General features: G+C 72.9%; 16 protein-coding genes. 7 read left to right on the top strand and 9 right to left on the bottom strand.

Going from position 1 to position 16,096, the window contains the following annotated elements:
* Positions 1 to 2 precede the first annotated feature (2 nt).
* The 7 genes from AB0C87_RS34940 to AB0C87_RS34910 form a co-directional block, all read right to left on the bottom strand.
* Positions 3 to 860, bottom strand: coding sequence for a shikimate dehydrogenase (locus AB0C87_RS34940; RefSeq protein ID WP_360581361.1), 858 nt, complete (start codon positions 858 to 860; stop codon positions 3 to 5).
* Positions 833 to 1,993, bottom strand: a complete 1,161-nt coding sequence (mltG, locus tag AB0C87_RS34935) for an endolytic transglycosylase MltG (protein ID WP_345179029.1) — start codon at positions 1,991 to 1,993, stop codon at positions 833 to 835. Before mltG ends, AB0C87_RS34940 begins: the two co-directional genes overlap by 28 nt.
* Positions 1,990 to 2,448: a Holliday junction resolvase RuvX gene (ruvX, locus tag AB0C87_RS34930; RefSeq protein WP_360581360.1), complete on the bottom strand. Its 459-nt coding sequence runs from the start codon at positions 2,446 to 2,448 to the stop codon at positions 1,990 to 1,992. Before ruvX ends, mltG begins: the two co-directional genes overlap by 4 nt.
* A 40-nt stretch (positions 2,449 to 2,488) precedes the next feature.
* Complete coding sequence (gene alaS / locus AB0C87_RS34925) at positions 2,489 to 5,158, bottom strand: alanine--tRNA ligase (protein WP_360581359.1); 2,670 nt, start codon at positions 5,156 to 5,158, stop codon at positions 2,489 to 2,491.
* Position 5,159: 1 nt separating this feature from the next.
* Positions 5,160 to 5,480 (bottom strand): hypothetical protein, encoded by a 321-nt coding sequence (locus AB0C87_RS34920; RefSeq protein WP_345179033.1) that lies wholly within the window; start codon positions 5,478 to 5,480, stop codon positions 5,160 to 5,162.
* The gene (locus AB0C87_RS34915) at positions 5,477 to 5,893 is read right to left on the bottom strand and encodes a DUF948 domain-containing protein (protein ID WP_353835196.1); all 417 of its coding nucleotides are present in this window, start codon (positions 5,891 to 5,893) and stop codon (positions 5,477 to 5,479) included. Before AB0C87_RS34915 ends, AB0C87_RS34920 begins: the two co-directional genes overlap by 4 nt.
* Positions 5,894 to 5,998: 105 nt before the next feature.
* Positions 5,999 to 7,261 carry a replication-associated recombination protein A gene (locus AB0C87_RS34910; RefSeq protein WP_345179213.1) on the bottom strand — a complete coding sequence of 421 codons (1,263 nt, stop codon included), beginning with the start codon at positions 7,259 to 7,261 and terminating at the stop codon, positions 5,999 to 6,001.
* Between the two features lie 288 nt (positions 7,262 to 7,549).
* On the opposite strand from AB0C87_RS34910, the gene AB0C87_RS34905 reads away from it, so the two are divergent.
* From AB0C87_RS34905 to AB0C87_RS34890, 4 genes are all read left to right on the top strand, one after another.
* On the top strand, positions 7,550 to 7,999 hold the full coding sequence (locus AB0C87_RS34905; RefSeq protein ID WP_360581358.1) for a hypothetical protein: 450 nt from the start codon (positions 7,550 to 7,552) through the stop codon (positions 7,997 to 7,999).
* A 103-nt stretch (positions 8,000 to 8,102) separates the two neighbouring features.
* Positions 8,103 to 8,753, top strand: a complete 651-nt coding sequence (locus AB0C87_RS34900; protein WP_345179037.1) for a DUF3105 domain-containing protein — start codon at positions 8,103 to 8,105, stop codon at positions 8,751 to 8,753.
* Positions 8,750 to 9,376, top strand: a complete 627-nt coding sequence (locus AB0C87_RS34895) for a DUF305 domain-containing protein (protein ID WP_353835193.1) — start codon at positions 8,750 to 8,752, stop codon at positions 9,374 to 9,376. The genes AB0C87_RS34900 and AB0C87_RS34895 overlap by 4 nt, the downstream gene beginning before the upstream one ends.
* A gap of 65 nt (positions 9,377 to 9,441) precedes the next feature.
* Positions 9,442 to 10,005: a TIGR03086 family metal-binding protein gene (locus AB0C87_RS34890; protein ID WP_345179041.1), complete on the top strand. Its 564-nt coding sequence runs from the start codon at positions 9,442 to 9,444 to the stop codon at positions 10,003 to 10,005.
* A 12-nt stretch (positions 10,006 to 10,017) separates the two neighbouring features.
* On the opposite strand, the gene AB0C87_RS34885 is transcribed toward AB0C87_RS34890, so the two are convergent.
* Together AB0C87_RS34885 and AB0C87_RS34880 are read right to left on the bottom strand one after the other, a co-directional pair.
* The gene (locus tag AB0C87_RS34885) at positions 10,018 to 11,253 is read right to left on the bottom strand and encodes a DUF349 domain-containing protein (protein WP_345179043.1); all 1,236 of its coding nucleotides are present in this window, start codon (positions 11,251 to 11,253) and stop codon (positions 10,018 to 10,020) included.
* A 73-nt stretch (positions 11,254 to 11,326) separates the two neighbouring features.
* Positions 11,327 to 12,076, bottom strand: coding sequence for a peptidylprolyl isomerase (locus tag AB0C87_RS34880; protein ID WP_345179045.1), 750 nt, complete (start codon positions 12,074 to 12,076; stop codon positions 11,327 to 11,329).
* A gap of 219 nt (positions 12,077 to 12,295) precedes the next feature.
* Between AB0C87_RS34880 and AB0C87_RS34875 the strand changes: the two genes are divergently transcribed.
* Genes AB0C87_RS34875 through aspS form a run of 3 tightly spaced genes read left to right on the top strand, consistent with a single transcriptional unit; the run spans position 12,296 to position 16,076 of the window.
* Complete coding sequence (locus tag AB0C87_RS34875; RefSeq protein ID WP_345179046.1) at positions 12,296 to 12,991, top strand: MBL fold metallo-hydrolase; 696 nt, start codon at positions 12,296 to 12,298, stop codon at positions 12,989 to 12,991.
* An 11-nt stretch (positions 12,992 to 13,002) separates the two neighbouring features.
* A complete protein-coding gene (hisS, locus tag AB0C87_RS34870) occupies positions 13,003 to 14,283 on the top strand; it encodes a histidine--tRNA ligase (RefSeq protein WP_360581357.1) in 1,281 nt (426 codons plus the stop codon).
* Entirely contained in the window at positions 14,280 to 16,076 is a 1,797-nt protein-coding gene (gene aspS / locus AB0C87_RS34865; RefSeq protein WP_360581356.1) for an aspartate--tRNA ligase, read from the top strand. Before hisS ends, aspS begins: the two co-directional genes overlap by 4 nt.
* Positions 16,077 to 16,096 lie beyond the last annotated feature (20 nt).

Genomic DNA, 16,096 nt, shown 5'->3' with positions numbered 1-16,096 from the left:
GATCAGGCGCGGCGGGCGAGCTCCGCCTCGCCCGCGGCGCGCATCGCCTCCACCGGCACGTCGTCGCGGCCCGTCATCATGGCCACCTGCCGGACGGCCTGGTGCAGGAGCATCGCGAAGCCGCCGACGACCGTGCCGCCCGCGCGCTCGACGGCCGCCGCGAGCGCCGTCGGCCACGGTGCGTACACGACGTCGAACACGGCCGCGCCGGACTCGGCGACCGGCGCGGCGAACGCGTCGGCGGCCCGCCCGGGCAGCGTCGACACCACGAGCTCCGCCGGGAGGTGCGCCGGCGCCTCGTCGAGCTTCACGACCCGGACCGCGAGCCCGAACCGCTCCCCCACCCCGGCCGCCGCGGCGGCGCGCTCCGGCGTGCGGACCGCCAGGACGGCCTCGCGCGTGCCGAGCCCGGCGAGCGCCGCCAGCGCGGACGCGGCCGTCGCGCCGCCGCCCAGCACCAGCGCCGTGGACGGACCCTTCAGTCCCGCCTCGGCGAGTGCCGTCTCGATGCCGTACACGTCGGTGTTGTCGCCGTGCCGCCGCCCGTCCCGAAGGACGATCGTGTTGGCGCCCCCGACCTTCACCGCGAGGTCCGAGACCGTGTCCACGAGGCCGAGCGCGACGCGCTTGAGCGGCATGGTCAGCGACAGGCCCGCCCACTCGGGGCCGAGCCCGTCCAGCACCGCGGCCAGGCCGTCCTCACCGCACTCGACCGCGTCGTAGGACCAGCCGTCCAGCCCCATCGCCGCGTACGCCGCCCGGTGCAGCACCGGCGACAGCGAATGGGCGACCGGCGACCCGAGCACCGCCGCGCGGCGGCCCGTCCCGCCGGTCACTGGCCCGGGTGCGCCTTCTGCCATGCCCGGAACTCCTTCTCGATCGCCAGCCGCTCCTGCTCCGTCGTGGCGAACTTGGTGACCTTGTTCGTCGGGTCGGTGGCGATGAAGTACAGCCACGTCCCGTCCTCCGGGGCCAGCGCCGCCTCGATCGCGTCCGGGCCCGGGTTGGAGATCGGGCCGGGCGGCAGACCCGCGTGCAGGTAGGTGTTGTAGGGCGAGTCGGTCTGCAGGTCCTTCTCGGTGACGGTGAGCCGCCGCTCGTTCAGCGCGTACAGCACCGTCGTGTCGAACTGCAGCTTCATGCCCTTCTCCACCCGGTTGTAGATGACCCGGGAGATCTTCGGCAGGTCGCTGGGCTTGCCGCCCTCGGCCTGGACCAGGCTGGCGAGCGTCATGACCGTGGCCGGGTTCATGTGCGCCTTGCGCGCTTCGGCGACGAGGTCGACGCTGGCGGCCTCCTTGTTGAAGCGCCCCACCATCTCCTTGAGGATCTGCTCCGCCGTGCCGTTCGGATCCAGGTCGTAGCGGCCCGGGTACAGGTACCCCTCGACCTTGCCCCGCGCGTAGGCGGGCAGCCCGAGGTTCTTCGGCCGCTTCGCCACCGCCTGGAACTCCTTGACGGAGATGCCGGTCTTCTTCGCCAGCAGCTCGAAGACCTCGACGGCCCGGCGGCCCTCGGGGATCACGACCTGGTTCCCGGCCCGCGACTTCGGGTCGAGCAGCAGCGCCACCGCCGCGGCCGACGACATCTGCAGCCGCATCTGGTAGAAGCCCGGCTGGATGCTGGAGGCGCGGGCCTCCTTGTTGTAGGTCTTCACGAACGCCGCGGAGCTCTTGACGACCTTGTGCTGCTCCAGCGTCGTCCCGATCACCGACCCGGTCGCGCCGTCCTTGATCTGGACGGTGACCTTGCCGGTGCCCGCGCCGTCGTAGTCCGGCGGATGCCACTTGTTGTCGAGCCACGCGTACCCGAGGACGCCGCCGGTGCCGAACACGGCCACGAGGAACGCCATCGCGAACAGCGCGGCGGCGCGCCCGCTGCGCTTGCGGCGCTTCTGGCGCTTGCGCCGCCGCCGCTGGTCCCGCCTGCCGCGGGTCTCCTCGGGCGGAGGCCCGTCGCCGTACGGGTCGGAGAAGAGGTCCAAGTCGTTCATGAGCTCCCCTGGACGATCTCGCCCGGGGGGCGTCCGGTCAACCGCTCGGCGTCGAGGGCCGCCTGGAGCAGGACCGCCGCGGCCGCCTGGTCGACGACCTTGCGCCGCGCCTGGCCGTGCACGCCGCCGGCCCGCAGGCCGCTCTCGGCGGTGACGGTGGTGAGCCGCTCGTCGTGCAACCGCACGGTCTCCGGGGGGAGGCGGTCGGCGAGCCTGGCCGCGAACCTGCGCGCCGACTGCGCCGCCGGGCCCTCCCGGCCCGACAGCGACGTCGGCAGCCCGACGACGACCTCGATCGCCTCGTGCTCGGCGACCAGGTCGGCGAGCCGGTCGACGTCGCCCTTGCCGCTCTTCACGGTCTCCAGGGGGGACGCGAGGATGCCGCCGGGATCGCACCGGGCGACCCCGACCCGAACGCTCCCCACATCCACCCCGAGCCGCACGCCCTGCCTCATCGCCTCGCCTCCGCTCGGCGGCTCGGAGCGCAACCCGGGCTCACGCGGCCCCTACCGCCCGCTCGACGGCGGCGAGGGCGTCGCCGATCGCGGCGGGGTCGGCGCCGCCCCCCTGGGCCAGGTCGTCCTTGCCGCCGCCGCCCCCGCCGAGCGCCTTGGCGGCCAGGCCGACGAGGGCGCCCGCCTTCAGGCCGCGGTCACGCGCCCCCTGGGTGACGGCGACGACCACGACGGGACGGTCCTTCGGCGCCCCGGCGACCATCACGACCGCGGGGCGCGAGGTCAGGCGGCCGCGGATGTCGACGGCGAGCTTGCGCAGGTCGTCGGCGCCGGTGCCGTCGGGGGCGCGGTGCCCCACGAAGGCGGTGCCGGCCACGTCCTTGGCGCCCTCGGCGAGGGACCCCGCGATCGCGAGGACCTGCTGGGAGCGGAGCTTCTCCAGCTCCTTCTCGGCGTCCCGCAGACGGGCGACCACGCCGGAGACGCGCTCGGGCAGCTCCTCCTTGCGGGTCTTCATCTGCTCGGCGAGCTGCGCCACGAGGACGCTCTCGCGGGCCAGGAAGCGGAAGGCGTCGATGCCGACGAGCGCCTCGACGCGCCGGACGCCGGCGCCGATGGACGACTCGCCCAGCACCTTGACCAGGCCGAGCTGCCCGCTGCGGGCGACATGGGTGCCGCCGCACAGCTCGCGGGAGTAGTCGCCGACCTCGACGACCCGCACCTCGTCGCCGTACTTCTCGCCGAACAGCGCGAGCGCGCCCATCGCGCGGGCCTCGTCGATCGAGGTGTGGAAGGCGCGCACGTCCAGGTCGCCGACCAGGACCTCGTTCACCTCGTCCTCGACGTCGCGCAGCACGCTCGCGGGGACCGCGCCGGACGCGGTGAAGTCGAACCGGAACCGGCCGGGCGAGTTCTCCGACCCGGCCTGCGCGGCGGACTCGCCGAGCGCGCGGCGGAACCCGGCGTGCACCATGTGGGTCGCGGTGTGCGAGCGGGAGATCGCCCGGCGCCGCTCCACGTCGACCTCGGCGTAGGCGGTGTCGCCGGCCTGCGCCTCGCCGCTGCGGACCCGTCCGCGGTGCACGATGAGCCCGGCGAGGGGTGCCTGCACGTCGGTCACCTCGACCACGGCGCCGTTGCCGAACCTGATCAGGCCGTGGTCGGCGAGCTGGCCGCCGCCCTCGGCGTAGAACGGGGTGCGGTCGAGGACGACCTCGACCTCGGTGCCCTCCCCGGCGGCGGGCGCGTTGGCGCCGTTCACCAGCAGTCCCACGAGGCGGGCGTCGCCGGCCAGGCTGCCGTAGCCGGTGAAGTCGACCCTGCCGCCCGCGCCGGTGAGCAGCTCGTCCAGGACGGAGACGTCGAGGTTGCCGGTCTTCTTGTCGCGGGCGTCCTTCTTCGCGCGGTCCCGCTGCTCCTTCATGAGCCGGCGGAAGCCCTCCTCGTCCACCTGGAGGCCCTGCTCGGACGCCATCTCCAGGGTGAGGTCGATCGGGAAGCCGTAGGTGTCGTGCAGCTTGAACGCCTGCTCGCCCGCCAGGGTCGCGCCGCCGGAGCGCTTGGTGTCGTCGACGGCGGTGTCGAAGATCGCGGTGCCGGTGCGCAGCGTCTGGAGGAAGGACTCCTCCTCCGCGTCGATGACGGTGTGGATGTTCGCGGCGGTGCGCACCAGCTCCGGGTACTGCTCGCCCATCGCCTGGATCGAGACGGCCGTCAGCTCGTGCATGAGCCCGGCGTCCTGCCCGCCGAGCAGGCGCAGGTTGCGGATGGAGCGGCGCAGGATGCGGCGCAGCACGTAGCCGCGGCCCTCGTTGCCGGGGCGGATGCCGTCGGCGACCATCATCGTGCCGCTGCGGACGTGGTCGGCGACGACGCGCAGCGACACGTCCGCGCGGTGGTCGCGGCCGTAGGAGGTGCCGGTCAGCCCGGCGGCGCGGTCGAGGACCCGCCAGAGGGTGTCGGTCTCGTAGATGTTGTCGACGCCCTGCAGGATCGCCGCCATGCGCTCCAGGCCCATGCCGGTGTCGATGTTCTTCGCCGGCAGGTCGCCGAGGATCGGGAAGTCGGTCTTGCTCTCCCCGGGGCCCCGCTCGAACTGCATGAAGACGAGGTTCCAGACCTCCAGGTAGCGGTCCTCGTCGGCGATCGGGCCGCCCTCGCGGCCGTACTCGGGGCCGCGGTCGTAGTAGATCTCCGAGCAGGGGCCGCACGGGCCGGGCACGCCCATCGACCAGAAGTTGTCCTCCATGCCGCGCCGCTGGATGCGGTCGAGGGGGACGCCGACCTTCTCGTGCCAGATGCCGTGGGCCTCGTCGTCGTCCTTGAAGACGGTGACCCAGAGCCTCTCCTCGGGGAAACCGAAGCCGCCGTCTTCCCGCGAACGGGTCAGCAGCTCCCAGGCGAAGGGGATCGCCTGCTCCTTGAAGTAGTCGCCGATGGAGAAGTTGCCCAGCATCTGGAAGAAGGTGGCGTGCCGGGTGGTCTTCCCGACCTCCTCGATGTCGGGCGTGCGCACGCACTTCTGCGCGCTCGTCATCCGCTGGGACGGAGGGGTGCGCTGGCCGAGGAAGTACGGCTTGAAGGGGACCATGCCGGCGTTGACCAGAAGCAGCGTCGGGTCCTCGGCGACCAGGCTGGCCGAGGGCACCACCGTGTGCCCGCGCTCCTCGAAGAACCCGAGGAAGCGGCGTGCGACCTCTGCCGACTCCATATCAGTGGCCATCCTTGTCGTTCTCGATGATCGTGTATCTCGCCTTGAGCACGCGGCGGGCCTGCGGCCCGCCGCCGTCCGGCGGGGCCTGGTCCATCCGGACGGCCTCGCGCAGCTCCTCCTCGCGGGCCCGCATCTCGGTACGGACGTCGGAGGCGAAAAGCCTCAGCCGCTCGCCGGCGTTCTGCCCGCTCGACACCGCCCGCGCGGCGACGCTCTCGGGCGACAGGGCGCGCGTGAAACGCTCCACGCGCCGCTTGACGCGGTGCGTGGCGTAGACGCCGGCGCCCGCGCCGACCGAGAGCCAGAACAGCCGCCTCATCTGCGTCCCCTACCCGAAGAGCGGGCCGGCAGCTCCGGACGTCCGGACGCGGCGCGCTCCTCCCCGTCGCGGTGGCCGAGGGCCTTGCGGACGCCGTAGGAGAAGGCGGCGGCCTTCACCAGCGGCCCGCCGACCACCGAGGTCATCACGGTGGTGACGGCCGAGACGTTCTGGGTGACGCCGGCGACCTGCCTGGTGATGACGTCGGTGCGGCCGAGCTGCTCGTTGGCGCGCTTCACCGTCCGGGTCATGTCCTCCATGAGCGGGCCGGCCTGCTCGCCGATGTCGCGGACGAGCTCGCTGGCCTCGCCGAGCAGCTTGGAGAGCTTCAGCAGGGTGAGCGCGACGAACGAGACGAGCACCGCCCAGAACACGGCCACGATGAGGCCTGCTAGCTGTCCACCAGTAAGCATCAGGGCTTTCCGTTCGCGTGAGGCCGGCACGGGGCCGGGCATGGCCTGACAGACCTTACCGGTCCACCACGCCGCTTGGCGGGAGCACCGGCCGGCGAAGAACGATCATCGCCGGTCCGCGGCGCCGCGCAGGACGGAGCGGATCCGCGCGAGCACCTCGGTGAACCGGGCTTCCGCGCCGTGCCTGGTCGGGCGATAGTACTCCCGTCCGTCGACCGCGTCTGGCGCGTACTGCTGACGGACCACGCCGCCGGGGTGGTCGTGCGCGTACTTGTAGCCCTGCCCGTGCCCGATCTTCGCCGCGCCCTTGTAGTGGGCGTCGCGCAGGTGCCCCGGGACGGGTCCGGCGAGCCCCTTGCGGACGTCGCCGAGCGCCCCGTCCACCGCCGTGATCACCGCGTTGGACTTCGGCGCGAGGGAGAGATGGATCACCGCCTGGGCCAGGTTGATGCGAGCCTCGGGCAGGCCGACGAACTCCACCGCCTGCGCGGCGGCGACCGCGGTCTGCAGCGCGGTCGGGTCGGCCATGCCGACGTCCTCGCTGGCGTGCACGATCAGCCGCCGGGCGATGAACCGGGCGTCCTCGCCGGCCTCGATCATGCGGGCGAGGTAGTGCAGCGCCGCGTCGACGTCGCTGCCGCGGATGCTCTTGATGAACGCGCTGATGACGTCGTAGTGCTGGTCGCCCTCGCGGTCGTAGCGGACGGCGGCCCGGTCGACGGCCTTCTCCAGCACGTCCGTGTCGATCGCCCCGCCGTCGTCGACGACGAGCGCGGCGGCCTCCAGGTAGGTGAGGGTGCGGCGGGCGTCGCCGCCGGCCAGCCGGATGAGGTGGTCCTCGGCGGCGGGGTCGAGGGTGACCGCCCCGTTCAGCCCGCGCTCCTCGGTGAGGGCGCGGCGGACGACCTCGCGCAGGTCGTCCTCGCCGAGCGGCTCCAGGGTGAGCAGCAGCGACCGCGACAGCAGCGGGCTGATGACGGAGAAGAACGGGTTCTCGGTGGTGGCGCCGATGAACGAGACCCAGCGGTTCTCCACGGCGGGGAGCAGGGCGTCCTGCTGGGCCTTGTTGAAGCGGTGCACCTCGTCGACGAACAGGACCGTCTGGCGGCCCGTCATGCCGAGCTCCCGGCGCGCCAGGTCGATCTCGGCGCGGACGCGCTTGACGCCGTCGCTGACCGCGGAGACCTCTACGAACCGGCGGGAGGTGACATGGCTGACGACGGTGGCGAGGGTGGTCTTGCCGGTGCCCGGCGGCCCCCACAGCACGAGCGACATCGGCACGTCCCGGTCGACGAGCTGCCGGATCGGCGTGCCCGGGCCGAGCAGGTGCCCCTGCCCGACGACCTCGTCGAGGGCGCGGGGGCGCATGCGGACCGCGAGGGGCTGCTCCGCGCCGCCCCGGGCGGGCGCCGCCGGCGGCTCCGGCCGCACCTCCGCCGAAACCGCTCCGTCCCGCTCCGGAGGGTCGAAAAGGCCTTCCGGCTCGCCCGAATCCGCCCTGCTGGTCACGCTCCGACACTATCTCGCGGCGCGGACAGTCCCGGACGGTCGGGCGGCTCCGTGCGGGACCGTTCCGCACGCGCGTCCGGCGGGCGGGAACCCCTGGGACGGCTGCGGCGTTGGACCAGCCCGGAAGACGCGACCAGGAGCGTGACGGTGTCCGGTACGGCCCCCCGTCGACGCCACGGGCTGGCAGGGCTGCTCGTGGCGCTGTTCGTCGTGGGCGGGCTGGTGTTCAGCTACGGGCTGGGCCACGCGCCCCCGCCGCGCGTGTGCACCCAGCACGCCGTGAGCGTTCCCGTCGGAGCCGTGTCGGCGTCCACGGGCCACGAACAGCCGGACGCCGCGGCCGCGGCGCTCAGCGGCTCTCACGGCCTCGCACAGGACGCGCCGGCCGTCGCCCCGACCAAGACGCCCGCGCCCGTTCCCATGGACGCGTGCCTGTGCCTGGCCGTCCTGTTCACCCTCGTCCTGCTGGGCCTGGCCGCCGTGCTGCGCCGGCCCGTCTCGCGCCTGCCCGCCCGTCTCGGCTGGGCGTTCACCCCTCCGGCCTGCACGCGGCTCGCCCCCGCGTCCTGGCCCTCCCTCCAGGTCCTCCGGCTGTAGAAGGACCGGCCCTCCGGCCGATCGCACCGTCCGCGTCCACGCCCATGGCCGACGCGGCGCTGCCCTGTCCTTCCTGACCCACAGCACCTGAGAGGACGCCCTCATGTCCAAGAGCGCCCGGAACAAGAACGCCCGCAACGCGAACGCCCACAACGCCAACGCGCGCGGCAGGACCGCCACGAAGAACGCGCTGACACAGCGCGAGATCCCGTGGGGAGGCATCGCCTTCTTCGCCGTGATCGGCCTGGTGGCGGTCGTCGCCATCGGCTTCACGTTCATGCAGACCCGGTCGTCGTCCGCCGACGGCTCCTCCTCCGTCCCCGGCCTCGTGACCAAGGACGACCTCGGCCGCGGCCACGTCGGCGGCAGCGTCAAGTACGACACCGACCCGCCGATGGGCGGCGACCACAACCCCGTGTGGCAGAACTGCGACGGCCGCGTCTACGAGACGCCGCTGCTGAACGAGCACGCCGTCCACTCCCTGGAGCACGGCGCCGTCTGGATCACCTACCGGCCCGGCCTTCCCGCGGACCAGCTCGACCTGCTGAAGGGCAAGGTCTCCGCGACCGACTACACGCTCCTCAGCCCCTACCCGGACCAGGACTCCCCGGTCACGCTCACCGCGTGGGGCAGGCAGCTGAAGCTCCAGCAGGCCACCGACGCGCGGGTGGACCAGTTCCTGCGGGCCTTCGTGAAGGGCCCGCAGACCCCCGAGCCGGGCGCGGCCTGCTCGGGCGGCAAGGACGCCCCGTGAGCGAGGCCGCCGAGGCGCCGCGGGGACGGCGCGCCACCGTCGTCCTCGCGGCCCTGGTCCTGCTCGCCGGGGCCGTCCTGGTCGCGCTCGCCGTCTCCCGCTCGGAACGGCCCGGCACGGACGGCCCCGAGGCGGGCTTCGCCCGCGACATGAGCGTGCACCACGCCCAGGCGGTGCGGATGTCGTTCACCGTGAGGGACCGCACGGACGATCCCGAGACCCGGCTGCTGGCCTTCGACATCATCAACACCCAGTCCGCCCAGATCGGCATGATGACGGCCTGGCTGGACGAGTGGGGCGTGCCGAAGGCCGACCCGTCCGGCCGGATGCGCTGGATGTCCGGGCACGGCGGCCACCCCGGCGGCGGGGCCCCGATGCCCGGCATGGCGACCCGCGACCGGCTCGCCGACCTGGAGAAGGCGTCCGGCCGCGACGCCGAGGTGCTGTTCCTGAAGCTGATGATCGCGCACCACCGCGGCGGCGTGGCCATGGCGCGGGCGGTGCTGGAGCGCACCGGGCACGAACGGGTGCGGCGCCTCGCCCGCACGATGGTGGAAGGGCAGCAGGCCGAGATCACGCAGATGAACGCGATGCTCCGGCAGCGCGGCTCCCCCGCCGTGTGAGCCGGTCCCCGCGAGGTTCGCGATAGCGCTTGACAGCGCCGCCGGATCGCGCGTCACTGACCACCATGGCTCACAACCTCAGCGGCTACCACCGGGCCCTCGACCTCTTCGAGGGCCTGGTGGCCGGCGTCCCCCGCGACGGGTGGGACGCGCCGTCGCCCTGCGCGGGGTGGACCGCCCGGGACGTCGCCGGCCACGTGACCGGCGGCCAGTTCCTGGTCCGGGCGCTGGCCACGGGACAGCCCGAGCCGGACGTCAACGCCGCCCCCGCGCGGTTCGTCGCGGGCGACGTCCTGATGAGCTGGCGGGCGGCCCGCAAGGAGTGCGCGGCGGCGCTCACCCCCGACGCGCTCCACCGCCCCATCCCCTTCGACGGGCTGGGCGAGCTGCCGCTGGGCGACTTCCTGGAGGGCTACATCCTGGAGCCGCTGGTGCACGCCTGGGACCTGGCCCGGGCCACGGGGCAGCCTTCGCGCCTCGACCCGGACCTCGTCCACCACGCGTTCGCCACGGCCCAGGTGGTCGCCGCCTCACTGCGGTCCGAGGGGCATCTGGCACCGCCCCTGCCCGCTCCGCGCGGCGCCGACGAGCAGACGCGCATGCTCGCCTTCCTGGGCCGCTCGGCCTGAGGGCGGCCGGGGTCAGGAGAACTCGGCGAGCGTGCGCTCGGCCTCTTCGAGCCAGGCGCGGCGGGCGCTGAGGGCCTCCTCGGCCTCCTTGACGTCCTTCTGGCGGCCGGCCTCACGGGCCTTGCCGAGCCGCTTCTCCAGCTGCTCGATGGAGCTGCGCAGCTGGGCCACCGTGGCCTCGGCACGAGCGCGGGCCTCGGGGTTGGTGCGGCGCCACTCGTTCTCCTCGGCGGAGCGCACGGCCTCCTCGATCTTGCGGAGCCGCCCCTCCAGCCGGTCGCGCTGGTCGCGCGGCACCATCCCGGCGGCCTCCCAGCGCTCCTGGATCGCGCGCAGGGACTGGCGGGCCTGCCGGACGTCCCGCACCGGCAGCAGCCGCTCGGCCTCGGCGAGGATCTTCTCCTTCTCCTCGGCGTTGCCGCGGAACTCGGCGTCGCGCTCGGCGAACGCCGCGCTGCGGGCCTGGAAGAAGGTGTCCTGGGCGCCCTTGAAGCGGGCCCACAGGTCCTCCTCGGCGTCCCGGGAGGCGCGCCCGGCGAGCTTCCAGCGGCGCATCAGGTCGCGGTAGGCGGCGGCCGTGTCGCCCCAGTCGGTGGAACCCGCCATCGCCTCGGCCTCGGCGACGAGGCGCTCCTTCTCCCGCCGGGCCTCCTCGCGCTGGTCGTCGAGCGTGGCGAAGTAGGCCTTGCGGCGCTTGGTGAAGGCGTTGCGGGCGGCCGACAGCCGCTTCCACAGCGCGGTCTCGGTGGGGCGGTCGATCCGGTCGGCGGCCTTCCACTCCTCGACCAGGAGGCGCAGGCGCTCGCCGCCGTTCTTCCAGTGCGTCTCCTCGACGGCGATGCGCTCGGCCTCGGCGACGATCCGCTCCTTGGTGTCGCGGGCCTCGTGCCGGTGCTGCTCGCGCTGGGCCTTGACCTCCTCGCGGCGCCGCCCGACCTGTTCCGTCAGGCCGTCCAGGCGGCGCAGGAGGGCGTCGAGGTCGCCGACGGCGTGCGCGTCGGCGACGGCCTCGCGCAGCCGGTCGATGCCCTGCTGGGCCTGGCCCGGCTGCAGGTCCGTGGTGCGGACCCGCTGCTCGAGAAGGCCGATCTCGGTGGCGAGCGCGTCGTACTTGCGCTTGAAGTAGGCCAGGGCCTCTTCGGGCGCGCCGGCCTGCCAGGAGCCGACGACCCGCTCGCCGTCGGCCGTCCTGACATAGACGGTGCCGTCCTCGTCCACCCGGCCCCAGGGATCGGTCGCGCTGGACACCCTTGCCTCCTGAATCGCGGGTCCGGACGCGCTCACGGCGACCGGACCCTCCACACCTTAGTATCCCGTTCGCCTATTTCCCGGCGATCGTGACGTCCTGGATCTCTACCTTCTTCTTGGGCTTGCCGTCGCCCTTCGGGTCCGAGCCCGCGTCGGCGATCTTCTTCAGCACGTCCAGCCCCTTGGTGATCTTCCCGAACACCGTGTAGTCCGGCGGGAGCTGCGAGTCCTTGTAGACCATGAAGAACTGGCTGCCGTTGGAGTCCGGCAAGCTGCTGTGCGCCATGGCGAGCGTGCCCTCGGTGTACGTGGCGCCGCTCGTGTTCTCGTTCGCGAACTGGTAGCCCGGCCCGCCGGTGCCCTTCGCGGTGGGATCGCCGCATTGCAGGACGTTGAGCCCGCCGCTCGTCAGCCGGTGGCACGTCGTCTTGTCGAAGAAGTTCTTCTGCGCCAGGTACGCGAAGGAGTTGACCGTGCACGGAGCCTTGCCGCCGTACAGCTGCACCTCCACGTCGCCCTGGTTGGTCTTCATCGTCGTCTGGACGACGTCCGTGTAGGCGGGCTTGCCCGGAGGGGTGCCGACGCCCTTGGGGGCGCCGTCCTGCTGGGCCGCCTTGTAGGTGCACCGGGGCCCGGCGGCGGTGGACTCGTCGTCCTTGGTGAGCACCATGAACGCGGCGCCGCCGACGACGATGACCGCCACCACCGCCGCGGCGGTGATGATCTTGAGTCGGCGCGCCCGCGCCGCCTCCTGCGCCTGCCGCTGCCGCTGCCGCTCGTAGCGCTGCCGCGCGAGCTGCTTCTTGCGGTCCTTCGCCGCCACGTGCCTCGCCTTCCGGTGTGATCAGGTGAACGTGCAGCGCATAGTAGCGGTACCGGGGAGTAAAAGCGCCTCCGCGTTCAGGGAGCGCCTCCCGCCCGGCGGCGCCCCGCCCGGCCGCGCCCCGCGACACGTCGGCCGCGCCAACTCGTTCGCGGTGGCCGTGGCCGCGCCGGTACCCTCGAACACGCCCACCCGAGATGGTTCTAAGGAAGGACGACCGTGCTCGTCGCCGGGTTCCCCGCTGGATCGTTCGCCGCGAACTGCTACGTCGTGGCGCCCGCCGCCGGTGAGGAGTGCGTGATCATCGATCCCGGCCAGGACGCCGAGGGCGGGATCGAGGAGATCCTGCGCGAGCACCGGCTGAAGCCGGTCGCGGTGCTGCTGACGCACGGCCATCTCGACCACGTCTGGTCGGTGGCGCCGGTCTGCGGCGCCAAGGACGTCCCGGCCTACGTCCACCCGGACGACCGCGACCTGCTGACCGATCCGGCCAAGGGCCTGTCCCTGGGCGCCGGGCAGCAGCTGTTCGGCGGTCTGGAGCTGTCCGAGCCCGACGACGTGCGGGAACTGGCCGACGGGGCCGTGCTGGAGCTGGCCGGGCTGAACTTCACCGTCGACCACGCGCCGGGCCATACGCCCGGGTCGGTGACGTTCCGGACGCCGAAGGCGCAGCAGATCCCGGACGTGATGTTCACCGGCGACCTGCTGTTCGCCGGCTCCATCGGGCGCACCGACCTGCCGGGCGGATCGTACGAGCAGATCCTCGCCAGCCTGTCCCGGGTGTGCCTCACGATGCCCGACGAGACGGCCGTCCTGCCCGGCCACGGCGAGCAGACCACAATCGGCCGCGAGCGCGCGACCAACCCGTTCCTTTCGGAGCTGGTCCCCGCGGACGGACCTGACAAGGGATTCTGATCTAAAAGACCATGAGTTCGAGCTTCCGGGCCCCGAAGGGGGTCAGCGAATACGTTCCGCCGCGAGCGGACCTCTTCTACGCCATCCGGGAGGCCTTCGCCGAGCAGGCGAGGCTGGCCGGTTACGGCTACCTGGAACTGGCGGTGTTCGAGGACACCAACCTGTTCCGGCGCGGCGTCGGCGAGTCCACCGACGTGGTGTCCAAGGAGATGTACACCTTCGAGGACCGGGGCGGCCGGTCGCTGACGCTGCGTCCCGAGTTCACCGCGTCGGTGCTGCGCTCCGTCCTGGAGAACAACCTGCACAAGGCGTCGCTGCCGGCCAAGGTGTGGACGACCGGGCCCGCGTTCCGCGCCGAGCGCCCGCAGCAGGGCCGCTACCGGCAGTTCTACCAGCTCGACCTGGAGGCGATCGGCAGCGAGGACCCCCAGGTCGACGCCGAGACGATCGCGATCGCGTGGAACTGGTACCGGTCCCTCGGCCTGACCCGGGTGCGGCTGCTGCTGAACTCGCTCGGCTGCAAGGAGTGCCGCCCCGCCTACCGGGCCCTGCTGCAGGACTTCCTGCGCGGCCTGGACCTGGACGAGGACACCCGCGCCCGCGTCGAGATCAACCCGCTGCGGGTGCTGGACGACAAGCGCCCCAAGGTCCGCGAGCAGCTCGCGGGCGCCCCGCTGATGGCCGACCACCTGTGCCCGGCGTGCAAGGCGTACCACGACCGCGTCCGGGAGCTGCTCGCCGACCTCGGCATCGAGTGGGAGGACACCCCGACCCTCGTCCGCGGCCTCGACTACTACACCCGCACCACCTACGAGTTCGACCACCCGCTGCTCGGCGCCCAGTCCGGCATCGGCGGCGGCGGCCGCTACGACGGGCTGTCGGAGGACATCGGCGGCCCGCCGCTGCCCGGCATCGGGTTCGGGCTCGGACTGGACCGCACGATCCTCGCCCTGGAGGCCGAGTCCTCGGGCGGGGAGGGTCCCGCGTTCGCCGCCAAGCCGCGCTGCGAGGCGTTCGGCGTGCCGCTCGGCGACACCGCCGAGCGGCGCCTGTTCGCGCTCGTCGCCGAGCTGCGCGGCGCCGGGATCGCCGCCGACATGGCGTTCGGCGGCAAGAGGCTCAAGGGGGCCATGAAGGACGCGGACCGCTCGGGCGCCCGGTACGCCGTGATCCTCGGGGAGCGAGATATCGCGGACGGCGTCGCCCAGGTCAAGGACCTGGCCGAGGGCGAGCAGACCGCCGTCCCGCTCACCGACCTCACCACGACGTTGAAGGAAAGGCTCTCGAAATGATCCGCACCCACGAGGCGGGGACGCTCCGCAAGGAGCACGCTGGGCAGCAGGTAACGCTGGCCGGCTGGGTCGGCCGCCGCCGCGACCACGGCGGCGTCACGTTCATCGACCTGCGCGACGCCTCCGGCACCGCGCAGGTCGTCTTCCGCGAGGAGGACACCGCGCACGACCTGCGCGCCGAGTACTGCGTCAAGGTGGTCGGCAAGGTCCGCGTCCGGCCGGAGGGCAACGAGAACCCCGAGCTGCCCACGGGCGAGGTCGAGGTCGCCGCCGCCCGCATCGAGGTGCTCTCCGACGCGGCGCCGCTGCCGTTCCCCATCGAGGGCGACGTCAACGTCAACGAGGAGATCCGCCTCAAGTACCGCTACCTCGACCTGCGCCGCGAGAGCGTCGCGCGGGCGATGAGGATCCGCTCGGAGGCCTCGTTCCTGACGCACGAGGTGATGCGCGCGCACGGCTTCGTGAACGTGGAGACGCCCACGCTCACCCGCTCCACCCCGGAGGGCGCCCGCGACTTCCTCGTCCCGGTCCGGCTCCAGCCCGGCCACTGGTACGCGCTCCCGCAGTCGCCGCAGCTGTTCAAGCAGCTGCTCATGGTCGGCGGCCTCGAACGCTACTACCAGATCGCCCGCTGCTACCGCGACGAGGACTTCCGCGCCGACCGGCAGCCCGAGTTCACCCAGATCGACATCGAGATGTCGTTCGCCGAGCAGGACGACGTCCTGGCGGTCGGCGAGGACCTCGTGGCGCGCCTGTGGAAGGAGATCGCCGGGTACGAGATCCCCCGCCCGATCCCCCACATCACCTACGCCGACGCGCTGGCCCGCTACGGCTCCGACAAGCCCGACCTGCGGTTCGACAACGAGCTGACCGACATGACGGAGTACTTCGCCGGCACGTCGTTCCGCGTGTTCCAGGCCCCGTACGTCGGCGCGGTCGTCATGCCCGGCGGCGCCTCCCAGACCCGCAAGGAGCTCGACGGCTGGCAGGACTGGGCGAAGGCCCGCGGCGCCCGCGGCCTCGCCTACGTGCTCGTCCAGGAGGACGGCACCCTCGGCGGCCCGGTCGCCAAGAACCTCTCCGACGCCGAGAAGGACGGCCTCGCCGCCAAGACCGGCGCCTCCCCCGGCGACGCGGTCTTCTTCGGCGCCGGCAAGCGGCACTCCACCCAGGAGCTCCTCGGCGCCGCGCGCCTGGAGATCGGCCGCCGCCGCGGCCTGATCGACGAGTCCGCCTGGAAGTTCGTCTGGGTCGTGGACGCGCCGATCTTCGAGCCCGTCGAGGACGACAAGGGCGAGCAGATCGGCTGGACGTCGGTGCACCACCCGTTCACCGCGCCCAAGCCCGAGTACGCCGACTCCTTCCAGGACGACCCGGGCTCCGCCCTCGCCGACGCCTACGACCTCGTCCTGAACGGCAACGAGATCGGCGGCGGCTCCATCCGTATCCACCGCGCCGAGATGCAGCAGCGCGTCTTCGACGTGCTGGGCCTGTCCAAGCAGGAGGCGGAGTCCAAGTTCGGCTTCCTGCTGGAGGCGTTCAAGTTCGGCCCGCCCCCGCACGGCGGCATCGCGTTCGGCTGGGACCGGGTGGTCATGCTCCTCGCCCGCCAGGAGTCGATCCGCGACGTGATCGCCTTCCCGAAGGCCGCCTCCGGCTACGACCCCCTGACCGCCGCGCCGACCCCCATCACCCCGGAGCAGCGCGCGGAGGCCGGGGTCGACTTCGTCCCCGAGGACGAGCCCGCCGACCGACGTGGAAGACGTAGCAGGGGTCGATGTCGTACCAGGTGACCTCGGCCGTGCCGTCCCGG

Source organism: Actinomadura sp. NPDC048021, from assembly GCF_040653135.1.
In the GTDB taxonomy this organism is placed as follows: domain Bacteria; phylum Actinomycetota; class Actinomycetes; order Streptosporangiales; family Streptosporangiaceae; genus Spirillospora; species Spirillospora verrucosospora.
This window is presented reverse-complemented; position numbering and strand designations above follow the sequence as displayed.

Excerpts from the sequence above, each read along its gene's own strand:
- AB0C87_RS34940 (WP_360581361.1), bottom strand. The coding sequence starts at position 860 with ATGGCAGAAGGCGCACCCGGGCCAGTGACCGGCGGGACGGGCCGCCGC.
- mltG (WP_345179029.1), bottom strand. The coding sequence starts at position 1,993 with ATGAACGACTTGGACCTCTTCTCCGACCCGTACGGCGACGGGCCTCCG.
- ruvX (WP_360581360.1), bottom strand. The coding sequence starts at position 2,448 with ATGAGGCAGGGCGTGCGGCTCGGGGTGGATGTGGGGAGCGTTCGGGTC.
- alaS (WP_360581359.1), bottom strand. The coding sequence starts at position 5,158 with ATGGAGTCGGCAGAGGTCGCACGCCGCTTCCTCGGGTTCTTCGAGGAG.
- AB0C87_RS34920 (WP_345179033.1), bottom strand. The coding sequence starts at position 5,480 with ATGAGGCGGCTGTTCTGGCTCTCGGTCGGCGCGGGCGCCGGCGTCTAC.
- AB0C87_RS34915 (WP_353835196.1), bottom strand. The coding sequence starts at position 5,893 with ATGCTTACTGGTGGACAGCTAGCAGGCCTCATCGTGGCCGTGTTCTGG.
- AB0C87_RS34910 (WP_345179213.1), bottom strand. The coding sequence starts at position 7,261 with ATGCGCCCCCGCGCCCTCGACGAGGTCGTCGGGCAGGGGCACCTGCTC.
- AB0C87_RS34900 (WP_345179037.1), top strand. The coding sequence starts at position 8,103 with ATGTCCAAGAGCGCCCGGAACAAGAACGCCCGCAACGCGAACGCCCAC.
- AB0C87_RS34890 (WP_345179041.1), top strand. The coding sequence starts at position 9,442 with ATGGCTCACAACCTCAGCGGCTACCACCGGGCCCTCGACCTCTTCGAG.
- hisS (WP_360581357.1), top strand. The coding sequence starts at position 13,003 with ATGAGTTCGAGCTTCCGGGCCCCGAAGGGGGTCAGCGAATACGTTCCG.
- aspS (WP_360581356.1), top strand. The coding sequence starts at position 14,280 with ATGATCCGCACCCACGAGGCGGGGACGCTCCGCAAGGAGCACGCTGGG.